Source organism: Microbispora bryophytorum, assembly GCF_043197435.1.
GTDB classification, from domain to species: Bacteria; Actinomycetota; Actinomycetes; order Streptosporangiales; family Streptosporangiaceae; genus Microbispora; species Microbispora bryophytorum.
Genome location: NZ_JBICTF010000006.1, coordinates 89,394 through 104,495 on the forward strand (window position 1 = coordinate 89,394; position 15,102 = coordinate 104,495).

The 15,102-nt window shown below is 72.7% G+C and carries 18 protein-coding genes; 11 read left to right on the forward strand and 7 right to left on the reverse strand.

Annotation, left to right across the window (positions count from 1 at the left end):
* Positions 1 to 4: 4 nt before the first annotated feature.
* Both ACGFIB_RS21265 and ACGFIB_RS21270 read right to left on the reverse strand, forming a co-directional pair.
* Positions 5 to 271 carry a DUF6504 family protein gene (locus ACGFIB_RS21265; protein WP_142572199.1) on the reverse strand — a complete coding sequence of 89 codons (267 nt, stop codon included), beginning with the start codon at positions 269 to 271 and terminating at the stop codon, positions 5 to 7.
* Positions 272 to 432: 161 nt separating this feature from the next.
* On the reverse strand, positions 433 to 1,683 hold the full coding sequence (locus tag ACGFIB_RS21270; protein ID WP_393374257.1) for a hypothetical protein: 1,251 nt from the start codon (positions 1,681 to 1,683) through the stop codon (positions 433 to 435).
* A 155-nt stretch (positions 1,684 to 1,838) separates the two neighbouring features.
* Here ACGFIB_RS21270 and ACGFIB_RS21275 point away from each other — a divergent pair, with 155 nt between their 5' ends.
* From ACGFIB_RS21275 to ACGFIB_RS21285, 3 genes are read left to right on the forward strand one after another with little or no spacing between them, the layout of a single operon-like run.
* On the forward strand, positions 1,839 to 1,967 hold the full coding sequence (locus tag ACGFIB_RS21275) for a hypothetical protein (protein ID WP_263407692.1): 129 nt from the start codon (positions 1,839 to 1,841) through the stop codon (positions 1,965 to 1,967).
* On the forward strand, positions 1,964 to 2,578 hold the full coding sequence (locus ACGFIB_RS21280; protein WP_393374260.1) for a 5-oxoprolinase subunit B family protein: 615 nt from the start codon (positions 1,964 to 1,966) through the stop codon (positions 2,576 to 2,578). The genes ACGFIB_RS21275 and ACGFIB_RS21280 overlap by 4 nt, the downstream gene beginning before the upstream one ends.
* Complete coding sequence (locus ACGFIB_RS21285; RefSeq protein WP_393374262.1) at positions 2,575 to 3,543, forward strand: 5-oxoprolinase subunit C family protein; 969 nt, start codon at positions 2,575 to 2,577, stop codon at positions 3,541 to 3,543. Before ACGFIB_RS21280 ends, ACGFIB_RS21285 begins: the two co-directional genes overlap by 4 nt.
* A 36-nt stretch (positions 3,544 to 3,579) precedes the next feature.
* Here the strand turns inward: ACGFIB_RS21285 and ACGFIB_RS21290 are convergent, their stop codons facing one another.
* The gene (locus ACGFIB_RS21290; protein ID WP_393374264.1) at positions 3,580 to 4,317 is read right to left on the reverse strand and encodes a GntR family transcriptional regulator; all 738 of its coding nucleotides are present in this window, start codon (positions 4,315 to 4,317) and stop codon (positions 3,580 to 3,582) included.
* Between the two features lie 112 nt (positions 4,318 to 4,429).
* On the opposite strand from ACGFIB_RS21290, the gene ACGFIB_RS21295 reads away from it, so the two are divergent.
* The 8 genes from ACGFIB_RS21295 to ACGFIB_RS21330 all read left to right on the forward strand — a co-directional run bounded on the left by ACGFIB_RS21295 (position 4,430) and on the right by ACGFIB_RS21330 (position 11,775).
* Positions 4,430 to 5,581, forward strand: coding sequence for an ABC transporter substrate-binding protein (locus tag ACGFIB_RS21295; protein WP_223854083.1), 1,152 nt, complete (start codon positions 4,430 to 4,432; stop codon positions 5,579 to 5,581).
* A 4-nt stretch (positions 5,582 to 5,585) separates the two neighbouring features.
* Positions 5,586 to 6,422 carry an ABC transporter permease gene (locus tag ACGFIB_RS21300; protein WP_229689729.1) on the forward strand — a complete coding sequence of 279 codons (837 nt, stop codon included), beginning with the start codon at positions 5,586 to 5,588 and terminating at the stop codon, positions 6,420 to 6,422.
* Complete coding sequence (locus tag ACGFIB_RS21305) at positions 6,410 to 7,297, forward strand: ABC transporter permease (protein ID WP_357263701.1); 888 nt, start codon at positions 6,410 to 6,412, stop codon at positions 7,295 to 7,297. The genes ACGFIB_RS21300 and ACGFIB_RS21305 overlap by 13 nt, the downstream gene beginning before the upstream one ends.
* Positions 7,294 to 8,388, forward strand: coding sequence for an ABC transporter ATP-binding protein (locus ACGFIB_RS21310; protein WP_393374268.1), 1,095 nt, complete (start codon positions 7,294 to 7,296; stop codon positions 8,386 to 8,388). The genes ACGFIB_RS21305 and ACGFIB_RS21310 overlap by 4 nt, the downstream gene beginning before the upstream one ends.
* Positions 8,378 to 9,103 carry an HAD family hydrolase gene (locus tag ACGFIB_RS21315; protein ID WP_393374270.1) on the forward strand — a complete coding sequence of 242 codons (726 nt, stop codon included), beginning with the start codon at positions 8,378 to 8,380 and terminating at the stop codon, positions 9,101 to 9,103. Before ACGFIB_RS21310 ends, ACGFIB_RS21315 begins: the two co-directional genes overlap by 11 nt.
* Positions 9,104 to 9,127: 24 nt before the next feature.
* Positions 9,128 to 9,490 (forward strand): winged helix-turn-helix transcriptional regulator, encoded by a 363-nt coding sequence (locus tag ACGFIB_RS21320; RefSeq protein ID WP_357244975.1) that lies wholly within the window; start codon positions 9,128 to 9,130, stop codon positions 9,488 to 9,490.
* A 129-nt stretch (positions 9,491 to 9,619) separates the two neighbouring features.
* A complete protein-coding gene (locus ACGFIB_RS21325) occupies positions 9,620 to 10,654 on the forward strand; it encodes a zinc-binding alcohol dehydrogenase family protein (protein WP_393374273.1) in 1,035 nt (344 codons plus the stop codon).
* A 158-nt stretch (positions 10,655 to 10,812) separates the two neighbouring features.
* Positions 10,813 to 11,775, forward strand: a complete 963-nt coding sequence (locus ACGFIB_RS21330) for a quinone oxidoreductase family protein (protein WP_142572209.1) — start codon at positions 10,813 to 10,815, stop codon at positions 11,773 to 11,775.
* Positions 11,776 to 11,884: 109 nt separating this feature from the next.
* On the opposite strand, the gene ACGFIB_RS21335 is transcribed toward ACGFIB_RS21330, so the two are convergent.
* The 4 genes from ACGFIB_RS21335 to ACGFIB_RS21350 all read right to left on the reverse strand — a co-directional run bounded on the left by ACGFIB_RS21335 (position 11,885) and on the right by ACGFIB_RS21350 (position 15,102).
* Positions 11,885 to 12,937, reverse strand: a complete 1,053-nt coding sequence (locus tag ACGFIB_RS21335; RefSeq protein ID WP_393374276.1) for a PucR family transcriptional regulator — start codon at positions 12,935 to 12,937, stop codon at positions 11,885 to 11,887.
* Complete coding sequence (locus tag ACGFIB_RS21340) at positions 12,937 to 13,737, reverse strand: ABC transporter permease subunit (RefSeq protein WP_393374279.1); 801 nt, start codon at positions 13,735 to 13,737, stop codon at positions 12,937 to 12,939. The genes ACGFIB_RS21335 and ACGFIB_RS21340 overlap by 1 nt, the downstream gene beginning before the upstream one ends.
* Complete coding sequence (locus tag ACGFIB_RS21345) at positions 13,718 to 14,626, reverse strand: ABC transporter ATP-binding protein (protein ID WP_142572212.1); 909 nt, start codon at positions 14,624 to 14,626, stop codon at positions 13,718 to 13,720. The genes ACGFIB_RS21340 and ACGFIB_RS21345 overlap by 20 nt, the downstream gene beginning before the upstream one ends.
* 92 nt (positions 14,627 to 14,718) lie before the next feature.
* The gene (locus ACGFIB_RS21350) at positions 14,719 to 15,102 is read right to left on the reverse strand and encodes a thiol-disulfide oxidoreductase DCC family protein (protein WP_357263682.1); all 384 of its coding nucleotides are present in this window, start codon (positions 15,100 to 15,102) and stop codon (positions 14,719 to 14,721) included.

Sequence of the window (15,102 nt, forward strand, 5' to 3'; positions counted from 1 at the left end):
CCCATCAGTCCCAGGCCCTCAGCAGGAGCCAGCCGCCGCTGGCGGTGTCGAAGCGCAGTTCATAGGTCCCGACCTCCTTGCCGGCCGCGGCCCCCACTCGCCAGAAGCGCCGCTCGCCGGGATCGGCGTCCGAGGTCTTCCACCATTCCCTGACGACCACCCAGTGGTCCTGGATCTCGCGGACGGTGTAGAGCCGGTCACGCCAGACGAACTGAGCAGGGCGCCCGTCCCGGACCCACACCTCGATCGGATCGCCGTAAAGTCTGCTCAAGACTCCTTCTCCCTGTGGCTTCGTGGCCACCCGGGGGAAGACGGGCGGATGATTCGGGCAGAATCGCCGCTACTTCGAACATACGTTCCCAGCGGGGTGAACGCAAGTCGGCGCGGCCCGTTCCCGGGTGCGAAATCCCAGGAAGCGCGCCCGCCGGCGGATCACTCGCCGAGCCAGATCCCGCCGCCCCGGTAGGGCGGCTCCTCCGCTTCGGTGTCGTCCGCCACCGCCGCCCAGACGCGCGCCGCCCCCGGCTCGCCGACGATGGCCGCCACCCGGGTGTGCCCGAGCGGGCCCGCCGGAAACGTCCCGTACGTCCACTTTCCGCCCGACAGGTGACCGACCGCCGTGTTCCACTCGTTCTTCGCGTAGAACAGCCAGAACCCGCCCTTGCCGTCGGCCTCCAGCCGGAGCTGGGGATCGAGCTCGGGCTCGGACGGCAGGCTGTAGCTCCACCGTCCGTTCTCCCGCCGCAGGAACAGCGTGCTGCCGCAGTAGGTCACGTCCTCCTCCTCGGTGCCGCAGACCCACGCGACCCAGCCGACGGCGGCCACCCCGCCCGACTCGTCCACCGCGATGTCCACGAGCTCGGAGAGCTGGCCCCCGTGCGGTGCGGAGGCTCGGTGCAACGCGGGGACCGCGGGGAGCGGGACCGTGCTCCAGGACCAGCCGTTCCATCGGGCGACGGCGGCCCTGCCGCGGCTGGAACCGGCCACCCAGACCTCGCCGCCGGGCAGGCCGTCCAGTCCCTTGGCCACCAGCGGCGGCCGGGCCGTGCGCCATCTCGTGCCGTCCCAGTGCCGCAGCTCCGCCCGGGACTCCCAGGCGCCCTCGGCTCCCCCTGCTCCGTACAGGAAGTTCGCGTTCAGGATCGCCCAGACGTCGCCGGAGGCCGTCGCGTGCACCCGCTGCGGCTCCGCACCCGGACCGGGCGCCACGGTCCACCTCCGGCCGTTCCAGCGCGCGGCGGCGTTCTCGCCGAACAGCCACACGTCGCGGTCGGATGAGGCGGCCACGGCGCGCGGCTCGGTCAGCGGCGGGGCCGGAACCTCGCGCCACCGCCCGCCGTCCCCGCGCAGCACCAGCGGCGCCTTCGTCTCGGGTCCGCACGGCTCCGGCACGCGCGCGCCGGCCGCCCACACGGTCCCCTCGCGGGTCACGGCCAGGCCCCTGATGCGGTCACGGTAGTCGTAGTAGGCGACGCGCCACCCGCCACCCCGGATGGGGCTCGGCCGCGGCGTCGGCGAGCCGGTCAGGCAGGAGGGCGACGGCCGCTCCCGCGCGGCGGCCGAGGCTGCCGCGGCGTCGGTCTCGTTCCAGGTCTCCAGATCGCGAGGCGTGGTCGACGCGCACGCCGCCGGCAGCACCATCGCGGCCAGCGCCGCCGTCACCCACAGAATCCGCGTCCGCATATCCGTAGGACGCGGCGGGCGGGCATCCGGTTCTGTCGCACCCACCCGTGCCGGCCGTGCCCGGTCGATCAGCAACGTGGCGATGCGTGCAAGAGAATCGATGAATCGTCGAACGATCCTCTGGATTCCAGGGGAGGTGAGCGAAGGAGCCTCGCGTGAACCGACCCTCCGGCACCCAGACGGCCTCATCGGCCGCCGCGGTGGTCGCGGCCGTGCGGGCCCGCGATTGCGGCCCGCCCGTGCCCCGTATCGGCCTGGCGCCTTTCGTGGAGGAGAGGGCGTGAACGCGCGGCTGCACCGCTGTGGCGAGCACGCGGTCCTGGTCGAGCTCGACCGGCTCGAGGAGGTGGTCGCCCTCTACGACGCCCTCGTGGCCGGCCCCCCGCGGGGAGTCGTCGACATCGTCCCCGCGGCGCGGACGCTGCTCGTCCGGTTCGAGCCGCCGGCGCGCCACGCCGAGGTGGAGTCCGCCGTCCTGGCCGTACGGCCGGCCGGAGGGCGCCGCACGACGACCGAGGAGGTGGTGATCCCGGTGGAGTACGACGGCGACGACCTCGCCGATGTGGCCCGGCTGACCGGGCTCACCGAACGCGAGGTCGTGGCGGCGCACACCGGGACGCCGTGGACGGTCGCCTTCTGCGGGTTCGCCCCAGGCTTCGGCTATCTGATCGGCGGCGACTCCCGGCTCGCCGTACCGCGGCGGCCGGAGTCGCGCGTACGCGTGCCCCCCGGCGCCGTGGGGCTTGCCGGGGAGTTCAGCGGGGTCTACCCGCGCGAGTCGCCGGGCGGCTGGCAGCTGATCGGGCGCACCGCGACCGTGGTGTGGGACACCGCGGCCGACCCGCCCGCCCTGCTGCGCCCGGGGGTCCGGGTGCGCTTCGCGGAGGCGCTGTGAGCGGGGCGACGGCGAACGGGACGACGGCGAACGGGACGACGGTGAGCGGGGCGACGGTGCGCGGGTCTCGGCGGGCGCTGGTGGTGCTGGCCCCCGGCCCCCTCACCACGGTGCAGGACCTCGGGCGGCGCCGGCACGGCCACCTCGGCGTCGGACGCTCCGGCGCCGCCGACCGGGGCGCGCTGCGGCTGGCCAACCGCCTGCTGGCCAATCCCGAGAACGCCGCCTGCCTGGAGGTCACCCTGGGCGGGCTGAAGGTGCGCGCCACCGGCGACCTGCTCGTCACGCTCACCGGCGCGCCGTGTCCCGCCACCGTCACCTGCCCCGAGGGGCGCACGCGCGGCATCGGGCACGCGTCGGTCGAGCGCCTGCCCGACGGGGCGACGCTGCGGCTCGGCGTGCCGCCCCGCGGGCTGCGGACCTATCTGGCGGTCCGCGGCGGGATCGACGTGCCCGAGGTGCTGGGGTCACGGGCCACCGATCTGCTCTCGGGGCTCGGCCCGGAGCGTCCGGCGCCCGGATCGGTGCTCCCGGTCGGGCCGGCGCCGGCGGAGTTTCCCGTGGCCGATCTCGCGCCGGCGCCCGAGCCGGAGTCCGGCGTCCTCATGCTGGACGTGCTGCCGGGACCACGCCACGACTGGTTCACGCCGGGGGCGCTGGCGGCCCTGTGCGCGGAGCCGTACGAGGTCACCGCGCAGAGCGACCGGGTCGGCATGCGGCTGCGCGGGCCGCGCCTCGAACGCGCGCGCGACGGGGAGCTGCCGAGCGAGGGCATGGTCCCCGGCGCGCTGCAGGTGCCGCCGTCGGGACAGCCCACGCTCTTCCTCGCCGATCACCCCGTGACCGGCGGATATCCCGTCATCGCGGTGGTGCGTGACCATCACGTCGACCGGGCGGCGCAGGCCCGCCCCGGCCAGCGCATCCGTTTCCGGATGGCCGGCGACCATCGATTCACCGGCAGGTGACCGACCGGCGGGACGCCCGGCCGGTCGGTCACGGAGTCAGTCGCCGGCGCGGCGGACGAGGGGGTTGGCGGCGGTGGAGTTGCGGATGCTGAAGGTCACGCTCCCTGCGCGGTAGCGGTCGTCGGAGGACTCGACGGGCCGGCCCTCCTGCGTGGTGGTGACGCGGCGCTGGCGCAGCAGGGGGCTGCCCCGTCGCACGCCGAGCAGCCGGGCGTCCTCGCTGCCGGCCGCCACCGCGTCGATCAGGTGCTCGCCGTAGGCGAAGACCAGGCCGACGGACTCGTAGAGCTCCTGGGTCACCGACTCGCAGCCGGGGTCGAGCCGCTCCACGGCGGGGGCGATCCACCCGGCGTAGACGGTGCGCTCGACCAGCACCGGTTCGCCGTCGAGTCGCCGCAGCCGCAGCACGTCGAGCACCTCCTCCCCCGGCTCCAGCGACAGCCGTACGGCCTCGGAGGGCGAGCACGGGCGGCGCTGGGAGGACAGCACGGTGCCGCTGGCGCGGTAGCCCATCGAGCGGGCCCACTGGGCGAAGCTGTGCAACTCGGCGAAGCTCTGGCTGCGCTCGCTGCCGAGCACGATGCGCCGCGCGCCCTGCCGGGACCCCACCAGCCCTTCGGCGGCGAGCAGGGCGACGGCCTGGCGAACGGTCCCGCGCGCCGCCGAATAGCGTATGGCCAGCTCAGCCTCGGAGGGAAGCTGAGCGCCTATCGGATAGCCGCCCCTGACGATGGCGTCCCGCAGGTCACTCGCAATCTGTTCGTAGCGCGCCATCGTGCTGAGCCCTTCCGTTCACGCGACCGACATCGATATGCGACTTACTAGCTCTGGCTTGTTTGTACAAGTTCGCCTAAGTTCGATCCACGCACCACAGTGGGAGGGACAGTTGTCCACACGTACCGCCGGCCTCGTGGCCGCGCTCACGATAACCACCTCAGTGATCGCGGCATGCGGCGCCGCCCCCACGACCGCCGGCGGCGGCTCGGGGGCGGGTGATTCCAAGGCCGCCTCCGCGACCTCCGCCCAGGACTTCGGCGGGCTGGACAAGCTGGTGGAGGCCGCCAAGAAGGAAGGGAAGCTCAACACCATCGCGCTGCCTCCGGACTGGGCCAACTACGGCGAGGTCATCAAGGCGTTCGAGGCCAAGTACGGCATCAAGATCACCAGCGACAACCCCGACGGCTCCAGCCAGGACGAGATCAACGCGGTCAAGACCCTCAAGGGCCAGGACCGCGCCCCCGACGTGCTCGACCTCGGCAGCGCCTTCGCGCTCAGCGGCGCCCAGGAGGGCCTGTTCGCGCCCTACAAGGTGCAGAGCTGGGACAAGATCCCCGACGGCCAGAAGGAGACCGGCGGCGCCTGGTACTACGACTACGGCGGCTACATCTCCATCGGCTGCGACGCCAAGCGGGTCAAGACCTGCCCCGAGACGTTCGCCGACCTGCTCAAGCCCGAATACAAGGGCATGGTCGCGCTGAACGGCGACCCGACCAAGGCCGGCGCCGCCTTCGCCGGCGTCTACGCCGCCTCGCTCGCCAACCAGGGCTCGTTCGACGACATCCAGCCCGGCATCGACTTCTTCAAGAAGCTCAAGGAGAACGGCAACTTCAACCCGGTCGAGGCCACCCCCGCCACGGTGGAGAAGGGCGAGACCCCGATCACCCTCGACTGGGACTACCTGCAGGCCAGCTACGCCAAGGAGTTCTCCTCCAAGGGCGTGGACTGGAAGATCGCCATCCCCGCCGACGGCCAGTACGCCAACTTCTACGCCCAGGCGATCAACAAGTGGGCGCCGCACCCCGCCGCCGCCCGCCTGTGGCAGGAGTTCCTCTACAGCGCCGAGGGCCAGAACCTGTGGCTGAAGGGCTACGCCCGCCCGGTGCTGCTGCCCTCCATGCAGGAGGACGGCAGCGCGGACGCCGCCATGGTCGCTCAGCTCCCCAAGGTCGAGGGCACCCCCACGTTCCCCACTCCGGACCAGGTCAACAAGGCCAAGGAGGTCCTGGCGAGCGGGTGGGGCGCGGCGGTCTCGGGCTGAGATCGTGCGCGACAGCCGTACGCGATCGAAGAGCCGGTGGGCGGCCGTTCCGCTGCTGGTCTTCGTCGTCATCGTCTTCGGTGTGCCGATGCTGGTCCTCCTCGGTGGCACGTTCACCAAGGAGGGCACGCTCAGCACCGCCAACCTCACCGAGTCGCTCCAGGGCGCGTACCTGACCGCCCTGCTCGGGAGCGTCAAGATCTCGGCGCTCGTGGCGGTGCTGGGCGGGGTGCTCGGCACCTTCCTCGCCCAGGCCGTGGTGACCTCCCGGTTCCGCGCGCTGCGCGAGGCGGTGCTGACCGCCTCCGGCGTGCTGGCCAACTTCGGCGGCGTGCCGCTGGCCTTCGCCTGGATCGCCACGCTCGGCAACTCGGGCGTCGTCACCACCACGCTCGGCCTCGGCCAGCACGGGTGGAGCCTGTACAACTTCTGGGGTCTCACCCTGGTCTACCTGTACTTCTCCATCCCCCTTCAGGTCCTCACCGTCGTGCCCGCGCTCGACGGGCTGCGCCCGCAGTGGCGTGAGGCCGCGCAGAACAACGGCGCGAGCACCTGGCAGTTCTGGCGGTACGTCGGGATTCCGGTGCTGACCCCGGCGCTGCTCGGCGGCGTCGTGCTGCTGTTCGGCGGCGCGTTCTCCGCGTACGCGACGGCGCAGGCCATGGTCGGGTCCACCGTCCCGCTGGTCACGCTGAAGATCGCCGACGCGCTCACCGGCAACGTCCTGATCGGCCACGAGAACGTCGCGCTGGCCCTCAGCCTCGACATGATCGTGGTCGCGGGCCTGGTCATGGCCGTCTACCTCCCGCTGCAGCGAAGGAGCGCCCGATGGCTTCGCTGACCCCACAGGTGACTCCCGGGACGGCGCCCGGCGCCGCCCCGGCCCCCGCACCCTCCCGGCCCGGCCGGCCGCGGCGTCCCCGGGTGTGGCGCGGGGCGGTCCTCCTGCTCGCCGCCGTCTACTTCCTCGTCCCGCTGATCGCGTCGTTCGTCTTCACGGTGAAGGCGCCGGGCCAGGGCTTCTCACTCGACGCGTACGGCCAGATCTTCTCGGCCGAGGGCTTCGGCGGCAGCCTCCTGCTGTCGCTCGGGCTCGGCGTCGCCACGATCGTGCTGGTGCTGCTGCTGACGCTGCCCGCCGTGGTGGCCGTACGGCTCGGCGCGCCGCGGCTGCGGCCGGTGCTCGAGGTGGTCTGCACGCTGCCGCTGATCGTTCCCCCGATCACGTTCGTAGCCGGGATCAGCACCGTGCTGCGGTGGGGGCCCGACTACCTGGCGACCACGCCCCTCTACCAGACGATGATCGCGGTGCAGAACCCGGACTTCCCCGTGGTGCTCGTGCTCGCCTACGTCGTGCTGGCGCTGCCGTTCGCCTACCGCTCGCTCGACGCGGGCCTGGGCGCGATCGACGTGCGCACGCTGTCGGAGGCGGCCAGGAACCTCGGGGCCTCGTGGCCCCACGTGCTGCTGCGGGTGATCATCCCCAACATGCGGTCGGCGATGGCGAGCGCGTCGTTCCTCACGCTGGCGCTGGTGCTCGGGGAGTTCACGATCGCCCGGCTGCTCAGCTTCGAGACCTTCCCCAACTGGATCTACCGGATCTCCGGCTCACAGGCGCAGGTGTCGGTGGCCGTCTCGGTGTTCAGCCTGCTGATCACCTGGCTGCTGCTGCTCGCCCTGTCGTCCGCCGGCGCGAGACAAAGGAGTGGATCATGAACAGCGCCCGGGTCGAGTTCCGCGGCCTGCGGCGGCGGTTCGGCAGCACGGTCGCGCTGGACGGGCTCGACCTCACGGTGGAGCCCGGCGAGCTGATCGCGCTGCTCGGCCCGTCGGGATGCGGCAAGACCACCGCGCTGCGCTGCCTGGCCGGCTTCGAGCAGCCCGACGAGGGCGAGGTCCTGGTGGACGGCTCCGACATCACGCGCGTGCCGGCCAACCGGCGCGACGCCGGCATGGTCTTCCAGTCCTACAGCCTCTTCCCCAACCTCAACGCGCGGGACAACGTGGGCTTCGGCATGCGGGTGCGCAAGGCGCCCGCCGCCAGGCGGCACGCCCGCGCGCAGGAGCTGCTGGAGCTGGTCGGCCTGCCCTCGGTCGGCGACCGCTACCCCCACCAGCTGTCCGGCGGTCAGCAGCAGCGCGTGGCGCTGGCCCGCGCGCTCGCCCTGGAGCCCAGGGTGCTGCTGCTGGACGAGCCGCTGTCGGCGCTCGACGCCAAGGTGCGGGTCACGCTGCGCGAGGAGATCCGCCGCCTGCAGCTCTCCCTCGGCATCACGACGATCTTCGTGACGCACGACCAAGAGGAGGCGCTGTCGATGGCCGACCGGGTCGCCGTGCTGCGCGACGGCCGCCTGGAGCAGGTCGCCGATCCCGCCACCCTGTACGACCGGCCGGCGACCCCGTTCGTCGCCGAGTTCGTCGGAGCGATGAACCACCTGCCCGGCCTGGTGTCGGGCGACCGGGTCACGGTCCTCGGGCAGAGGCTGCCGGTGGAGGGCCCGTCCCCGGACTCCGCGCGGGTGGACGTGCTCGTACGGCCCGAGGCCGTGCTGGTCACGCCGGTCGACGCGTCCGGCGGCGAGGGCGACGGGATCGTCATGGTGTCGTCGTTCCGCGGCTCCACCGCGCGTCTTCGGGTCCGCCTGGACGACGGCACCGAGGTGCTGGCCGACGTCCCCGGGCACGACTCGGCGCGCTTCGCGCCCGGCACCGCCGTACGGGTCGGGCTGGTCGAACGGCCGGTGCTCGTGGCGGCCCGTCCGGAGACCGCGGTCGCGGCGGCGATCCCGGAACCCGATGTCGTCTAGGGAGAGCCCGGCGGCGGTCCTGTTCGACATGGACGGCACGCTGGTGGACACCGAGGACCTGTGGTGGGACGCCTGCGTGGAGGTCGCCGGCGGACTGGGCTCCCCTCTCGGGGAGGCCGACCGGGAGGCGCTGTTCGGCCTGTCGGTCGAGGACGCCGCCCTGCACATCTCCGGAGGTCCGGGGGCGGGGGCCGTGGAGTCCCTGCTGACGGACGCGTTCACCCGCCGGCTGAAGAACGGGGTGACCATGCTTCCGGGCGCGGTCGCGCTGCTGGAGGCCCTACGCGCGGCCGGGATCCCGGCGGGGCTGGTCAGCGCGTCCCCCCGGCCGGTCGTGGACCTGGTGCTCGAGACCGTCGGCGGGCACCGCTTCCGCCTGTCGGTGGCCGCCGGGGACAGCGCCAGGAACAAGCCCGCGCCCGATCCGTACCTGGCCGCCGCCGCGCGGCTCGGTGTCGACCCGGCCGCGTGCGTGGCGATCGAGGACAGCCCGACGGGCGTCGCCTCGGCCCGGTCCGCCGGGTGCGCCGTCATCGTGGTCGGCACCTCCGGCGCTGCCGGCGGCGTGACGGCCGGCGGCGTGAGGGCCGGCGGTGTGACGGCGGGCGGCATGACGGCGGGCGGCGTGACTGCGGTGCCGACGCTGGAGAGCGTCGACCTGCCGCTGCTGCGCCGGCTTGTCTCCGATCCCGGGCCGGTCACTCCTCGGACCTAAGTTCCTTATGGATATCGTCGCAGCATGCACATCGAGAGCACCGTTTGCGAGGACCCGAAGGACGTCTACTCGGCCGCCTGCCCGTGCCGCAACATGCTCGACCTGCTGGCCAACAAGTGGAGCGCGCTGGCCCTGGGCGCTCTGGAGGACGGACCGCAGCGTTTCGGCGCGCTGCGCGCCCGCCTCCAGGGCGTCAGCCCCAAGATGCTCACCCAGACCCTGCGCCGCCTGGAGGACCACGGTCTCGTCCACCGCGACGTGTATCCCGAGGTGCCGCTGCGGGTGGAGTACAGCCTCACCCCGCTCGGCCGGGACGCCAACGTCCCGCTCGCCCACCTGCGGACGTGGGTGGAGCGCAACATCGCACGCTTCCCTGACCAGGGCTGACCCTCTCACCTCGATGGTTCCCGAGAGGTACTCGCCCTCCTTGCGGGTAACCAGGCGTGGGTGGGTACCGTGCAGGTCATGCCGCCGAACCGTACGAACGGCACGAAATCCTTAAGCACAGGGACAGACATGATCGAGAACCAGAACGGGACCATGCCCGCCGTCGCCTTCCGGCGCAGCCTTCCCATCGACGACCCGGAAAGCCTGCTGGACGTTGAGCTGCCGGTGCCCGAGCCCGGCCCGCGCGACCTGCTGGTCCAGGTGGAGGCCGTCGCCGTGAACCCGGTGGACTACAAGGTCCGGCGCAACAGCGATCCGGGCGGCGAGCCCAAGGTGCTCGGCTGGGACGCCGCCGGCACCGTGGTCGCCGTGGGCGACGAGGTCGAGCTGTTCGCGGTCGGCGACGAGGTCTACTACGCCGGTGCGCTCGACCGGCCCGGCGCGAACTCCCGCTTCCACGTGGTGGACGAGCGCATCGTCGGCCACAAGCCCGCCACGTTGTCCTTCACCGAGGCCGCCGCGCTGCCGCTGACCTCCCTCACGGCCTGGGAGGGCCTGTTCGAGCGGCTGGGCCTGCGCGGCGACGCGCTCGGCCAGACCGGGACGCTGCTGGTGACCGCGGCGGCGGGCGGCGTCGGCTCCATCGCCGTGCAGCTCGCCCGCGCCCTGACCGGGCTCACCGTGATCGGCACGGCCTCCCGCCCCGAGACGGTGGAGTTCGCCCGCCGGATGGGCGTCCACCACGTCGTGGACCACCGGGGACCGCTGGCGAAGCAACTGGCCGAGGTCGCGCCCGGCGGCGTGGACTACGTCTTCAGCACGATCGGCACCGACCGCAACCTCCCGGCCTACGCCGAGACGCTCGTCCCCTTCGGCCAGATCGTCGCCATCGACGACCACGACTCCCTCGACATCGGCGTGCTCAAGCCGAAGAGCATCTCGTTCCACTGGGAGCTCATGTTCACCCACTCGCTGTTCCCGACGCCGCGTCAGGTGGACCAGCACCGCATCCTCGACCGGGTCGCCCGGCTCGTGGACTCCGGGGTCCTCACCACCACCGCCAGCCGCGACCTCGGCCCGGTCAACGCCGCCAACCTGCGTGAGGCCCACCGGATCCTCGAATCGGGCACCGCCATCGGCAAGCTCACCCTGACGGGCTTCTGAGGCCCGCCGCGCCGGGCCCCCGCCGTACGGGCCCGCCGCAGTGGCCACCGCACTGGCCCACCGCACTGGCCCGGTGAACAACGGGGGCCGGGGAACAACGGGTACGGCCCGGCCGGTTGGCACCACAGGAACCGAGCCGAAGACAACAGGAGCCGCGCATGCACGCCATCGTCATCCCCGCTTACGGTGATTCCTCGGTGCTGGAGTACGCCGAGCGGCCCGACCCCGAGCCCGGCCCCGGCGAGGTGCTGGTCGAGGTCGCGGCGACGGGCGTCAACTTCATCGACGTCTACCACCGCGAGGGCCGCTACCCGCTGCCGCTCCCGCTGATCCCGGGTTCGGAGACGGCGGGGACCGTCACGGCGGTCGGGCCCGGCGTGACCGACGTGGTGCCCGGAGACCGGGTCGCCTCCGCCAGTGCGGTCGGCGCGTACGCGACCAAGGCCGTGATCCCGGCGGACAAGGCGATCCGGCTGCCCGACGGGCTGTCGCCGGATCTGGCGGCGGCGGTGATGCTCCAGGGGCTGACCGCCCACTACCTGACCCACTCCACGTACGCGATCCGGTCGGGTGACGACGTGCTCGTGCACGCGGCGGCCGGCGGCATGGGCCTGCTGCTCGTCCAGATGGCCAAGCTCCGCGGCGCCCGCGTGATCGGCACGGTCTCCAGCGCCGAGAAGGAGAAGCTCGCCCGGCAGGCGGGCGCCGACGAGGTCGTCGGCTACGAGGGCTTCACCGACGCCGTGAAGGAGATCACCGACGGAGCCGGAGTGCACGTCGTCTACGACGGGGTCGGCGCCGCCACGTTCGACGGGTCGCTCGCGTCGCTGCGGCCGCGCGGCATGATGGCGCTGTACGGCGCGGCCAGCGGGCCCGTCCCGCCGTTCGACCCGCAGCGGCTCAACGCGGGCGGCTCGCTGTTCCTGACCCGGCCCACGCTCGGGCACTACACGGCCACCCGCGAGGAACTGCTGTCACGGGCGGACGACCTGCTCGGCTGGGTCGCCTCCGGCGCGGTGAAGGTGCACGTCTCCCAGCGCTACCCGCTGGCCGAGGCCCGGCGCGCCCACGACGACCTGGAGGGCAGGCGGACGACCGGCAAGCTGCTGCTCACGCCCTGAACGTCCACTCGGCGGCAATGTCGGCCATGTCGGCCAGACGTCGTCACCGGGGTCTTACCGCAAGTCCCCCCGCCGCCTTTACGTTGACAGTGGCGGGGGGACGCCTCGATCAGACCAGAGGGTGGGCCGGCCACTCCAGGAGGCGGGCCCCGAGCACGGCCGTCTCCAGCGTGAACCGCTGGGTGGGGTCGCTCGGCGAGAAGCCGGTCAGCCTCCTGATCCGCTCCAGCCGGTAGGTGATCGCCCGGGTGCTGACGCCGAGCCTGCGCGCCGCCGCCGTGTGGTTGCCCTGGGAGGCGAAGACGGCCTCCAGCGTCTCCAGCAGCGCCTCTGGCCCGCCGCGGGCGGAGGTCAGCGGCCCGAGCACGGTGGAGACGAGGTCCACGATCGCCTCCCTGTCCCGCAGCAGCACCGGGAAGACCAGCAGGTCGGCCGCCTTCAGCACCTGCGCCCGCAGGCCCAGCCGCTCGCCGAGGTCGATGGCGCCCGCCGCCTCCCGGTAGGAGGTGACGATGCCGCCGGGGCCCTGGTGGGGGCGGCCCACCCCTGCCCGCCAGTCCGTGAGCGCGGAGCGTACGTGGTGGGTGAACTCGCCGCTCGCGGCGGTCAGCGCGCCCGGCGACACACACACCAGCAGGCCGTCGCGGACGGCGACCAGGATGTTGTGCGAGCCGAACCTCGCCACCAGCGCCTGCTCGATCCCCTTGACCAGCGGGTCGCCCGCCGTCACCGGGGTGCCGGGCCTGACCACGGTCACGACGTACGCCCCGGCGAGCCGCAGGCCGAAGTGCTCGGCCCGCTCGGCGTCCGCCCTGCCCTGCAGCAGGTCGTCGACGAACAGGCGGCGGGCCTCCTCCTCGTGCCGGAGGGCGGCCCGCTGGGCGTCCTCGTATCCCTCGATGTAGGCGGCCATGCCGCGGCGCACGGCGCCGAAGGCCCCACCGGCGGTGATCTCGGCGGCGTGGAGGCAGGCGTCGGCCAGCACCCGCAGCGGGATGCCGCGTTCGGCGGCGAGGCCGCCGCACTCACGCAGGCCGTCGATGTCGGCGCGGCCGGGCAGCCTGCCGGTGGCGGCCGACGCGGCCAGAACCGACAGGAACCCGCCGAGTAAGTCGGCGGGCACCCCGGTCGCCTCGCTCACGCGAGCGAGAACGCTGTCCATCAGACTCCTACGTCACGCCGTTCGAAGGCGAGCAGCGCCGTCATGAGCAGGACGGCCGTCGCACCCAGCAGGACAAGGTAGTCACCGTACGGCCAGCCCTGATAGAGCGGCCTGCCGTCGAGGTAGTAGTGGACGGGCGAGAGCCAGCGCAGCCAGGAGATCGCGTCGATGCTCCTGCCCATGGTCTCCACGATGTACCCGGCCACGCCCCAGACGCCGACCACGGCGAGCGCGATCTGCTTGCGCCCGAAGGCCGCGCCCACGCACAGTGTCAGCGTCCCGAAGAACAGCACGAGCAGGAACAGCCCGGTGTGCGCGGCGAGGATGCCGCCGAACGGCACCTCCATGTGGGCGGCGGACGACGCCCCCGTGGCGACGGCCAGCGTCACCAGCGCCACGGCGAGCAGGCCGAGCGCCAGCGCGGCCCAGCGCTCCAGGAGCAGCCGCCTGCGGTCGATCGGCAGCGTCAGCGTGAGCTCCAGCGTCTTGGCCTCCTCCGGGCCGGCGATGGCCCGGTTGCCGAGGATCGCGGCGCACATGGTGAACAGCAGCGGGCCGAGGAGCTGGTAGGCGACCGCCTGCAGGTAGCCGCGTCCGGTCGCGATGTCGGACATGCCGCCCATCAGGTCCTTGAACGCGCCCGGATACTTGGCGATGGCCTGCTTGCTGAACGTCTCGGGGTCGTTCATCATGCTCGCGTAGATCGAGATATACATCCCGAGGAACGCGCACAGCCCGACCGTCCACCCGATGAGGGCGCGGCGGTACTCTCCGAGGCTCTTACGCACCAGCGTGGGCATGACGGCCCTCCTCCTCGCTGTAGTAGGTCAGGAAGATCTCCTCCAGGTCCGGCTCCGCGCTGACCATGTGAACCACCGTGTAACGGGCCGCCGCCTTGATCAGCGCGTCGGGCCTGCCGTCGATGGTGCAGCGCAGGCTCGTCCCCTGGACGACCACGTCCCGTACGCCCGGGAGCCCGTCGAACGACTCCCTGGGGACCGGCGCGTCGAAGTGGAGCTCCACGTGCCGTACGGCCCGCTCGCGCAGCGCGGCGATGTCCTCGACCGCGACGAGACGCCCCGCGCGCACGATGCCCACCCGGTCGGCCACGTGCTCCACCTCGGCGAGCACGTGCGACGACATGAGGATCGTGTGGCCGGCCGTGCGCGCCTCCCGGACCATGGCCAGGAACTCCTGCTGCACCAGCGGGTCGAGCCCGCTCGTCGGCTCGTCCAGGATGAGCAGCTCGGGCTCGTGCATGAACGCCTGGATGAGCCCGACCTTCTGCTTGTTGCCCTTGGACAGCTCGCCCATCCTGACCGACAGGTCGGCGTCGAGCCGCTCGGCCAGCTCGTCGATCCTGCCGCGGCTCACCCCGCCGCGTACGTCGGCGAGGAACTGCAGGTAATTGCGGGCCCGCTCCCTGCCCTCCAGGGCCAGCTCGCCCGGGAGGTAGCCGATCCGGGCGCGCACGCGCGGATCGCGGGTGCCGGCGCCGAGGACGGTCGCCCGGCCGGACGTCGGCCGGATCACGTCGAGGAGCAGCCGGATCGTCGTCGTCTTACCGGCGCCGTTGGGGCCGAGATAGCCGAAGACCTCGCCCGGCCGGATTTCGAGGGTGAGGTCCTCAAGGCCCCGCCTCGCACCGTAGAACTTCGTCAGTCCTTCGGTTTCCACCACTGCTGTCATGCCGCAATGGTGGCGCTCCCGTCAGGCGCGGGGTATGCCCGCTTCCGGACACTTGCCGGTCGCGTTCGTTCCCACCTTCGGCAAAGCGGCGGTCAGGACGTGCGGCAGGTGGTGGAGCCGGGCAGCAGGTGCCGGTAGCGGGAGACCAGCCGGTAGCCCGCCTCGGCGAGCCCGCTCACCGGCGGGGCCAGCATCACCCGGCCGGCCGCGCGCCAGGCCACGCTCGGCTGCAGGGCCAGGAGCAGCGCGACGGCGCGCGCGCCGTGGGCGCGCAGCCCGTTCGGGCCCAGGAGCTGCACGGACGTCGCGACCTCCTCGCGCGTCAGGCCCACCGCGCCGAGATCGAGACCCTGCCACGCCCGCACGGCGGGCATGTACGGCAGGAACCGGTGCCCGGCGTTCACGCACGTCTGGCAGAAGGCGCAGTCGCCGTCGAAGACCAGCAGGATCCGGTTGTCTCCGCTTTGTCCGCCCAT

Excerpts from the sequence above, each read along its gene's own strand:
- ACGFIB_RS21270 (WP_393374257.1), bottom strand. The coding sequence starts at position 1,683 with ATGCGGACGCGGATTCTGTGGGTGACGGCGGCGCTGGCCGCGATGGTG.
- ACGFIB_RS21290 (WP_393374264.1), bottom strand. The coding sequence starts at position 4,317 with ATGGCGCGCTACGAACAGATTGCGAGTGACCTGCGGGACGCCATCGTC.
- ACGFIB_RS21305 (WP_357263701.1), top strand. The coding sequence starts at position 6,410 with ATGGCTTCGCTGACCCCACAGGTGACTCCCGGGACGGCGCCCGGCGCC.
- ACGFIB_RS21310 (WP_393374268.1), top strand. The coding sequence starts at position 7,294 with ATGAACAGCGCCCGGGTCGAGTTCCGCGGCCTGCGGCGGCGGTTCGGC.
- ACGFIB_RS21315 (WP_393374270.1), top strand. The coding sequence starts at position 8,378 with ATGTCGTCTAGGGAGAGCCCGGCGGCGGTCCTGTTCGACATGGACGGC.
- ACGFIB_RS21320 (WP_357244975.1), top strand. The coding sequence starts at position 9,128 with ATGCACATCGAGAGCACCGTTTGCGAGGACCCGAAGGACGTCTACTCG.
- ACGFIB_RS21325 (WP_393374273.1), top strand. The coding sequence starts at position 9,620 with ATGATCGAGAACCAGAACGGGACCATGCCCGCCGTCGCCTTCCGGCGC.
- ACGFIB_RS21330 (WP_142572209.1), top strand. The coding sequence starts at position 10,813 with ATGCACGCCATCGTCATCCCCGCTTACGGTGATTCCTCGGTGCTGGAG.
- ACGFIB_RS21335 (WP_393374276.1), bottom strand. The coding sequence starts at position 12,937 with ATGGACAGCGTTCTCGCTCGCGTGAGCGAGGCGACCGGGGTGCCCGCC.
- ACGFIB_RS21340 (WP_393374279.1), bottom strand. The coding sequence starts at position 13,737 with ATGCCCACGCTGGTGCGTAAGAGCCTCGGAGAGTACCGCCGCGCCCTC.
- ACGFIB_RS21345 (WP_142572212.1), bottom strand. The coding sequence starts at position 14,626 with ATGACAGCAGTGGTGGAAACCGAAGGACTGACGAAGTTCTACGGTGCG.
- ACGFIB_RS21350 (WP_357263682.1), bottom strand. The coding sequence starts at position 15,102 with ATGGGCGGACAAAGCGGAGACAACCGGATCCTGCTGGTCTTCGACGGC.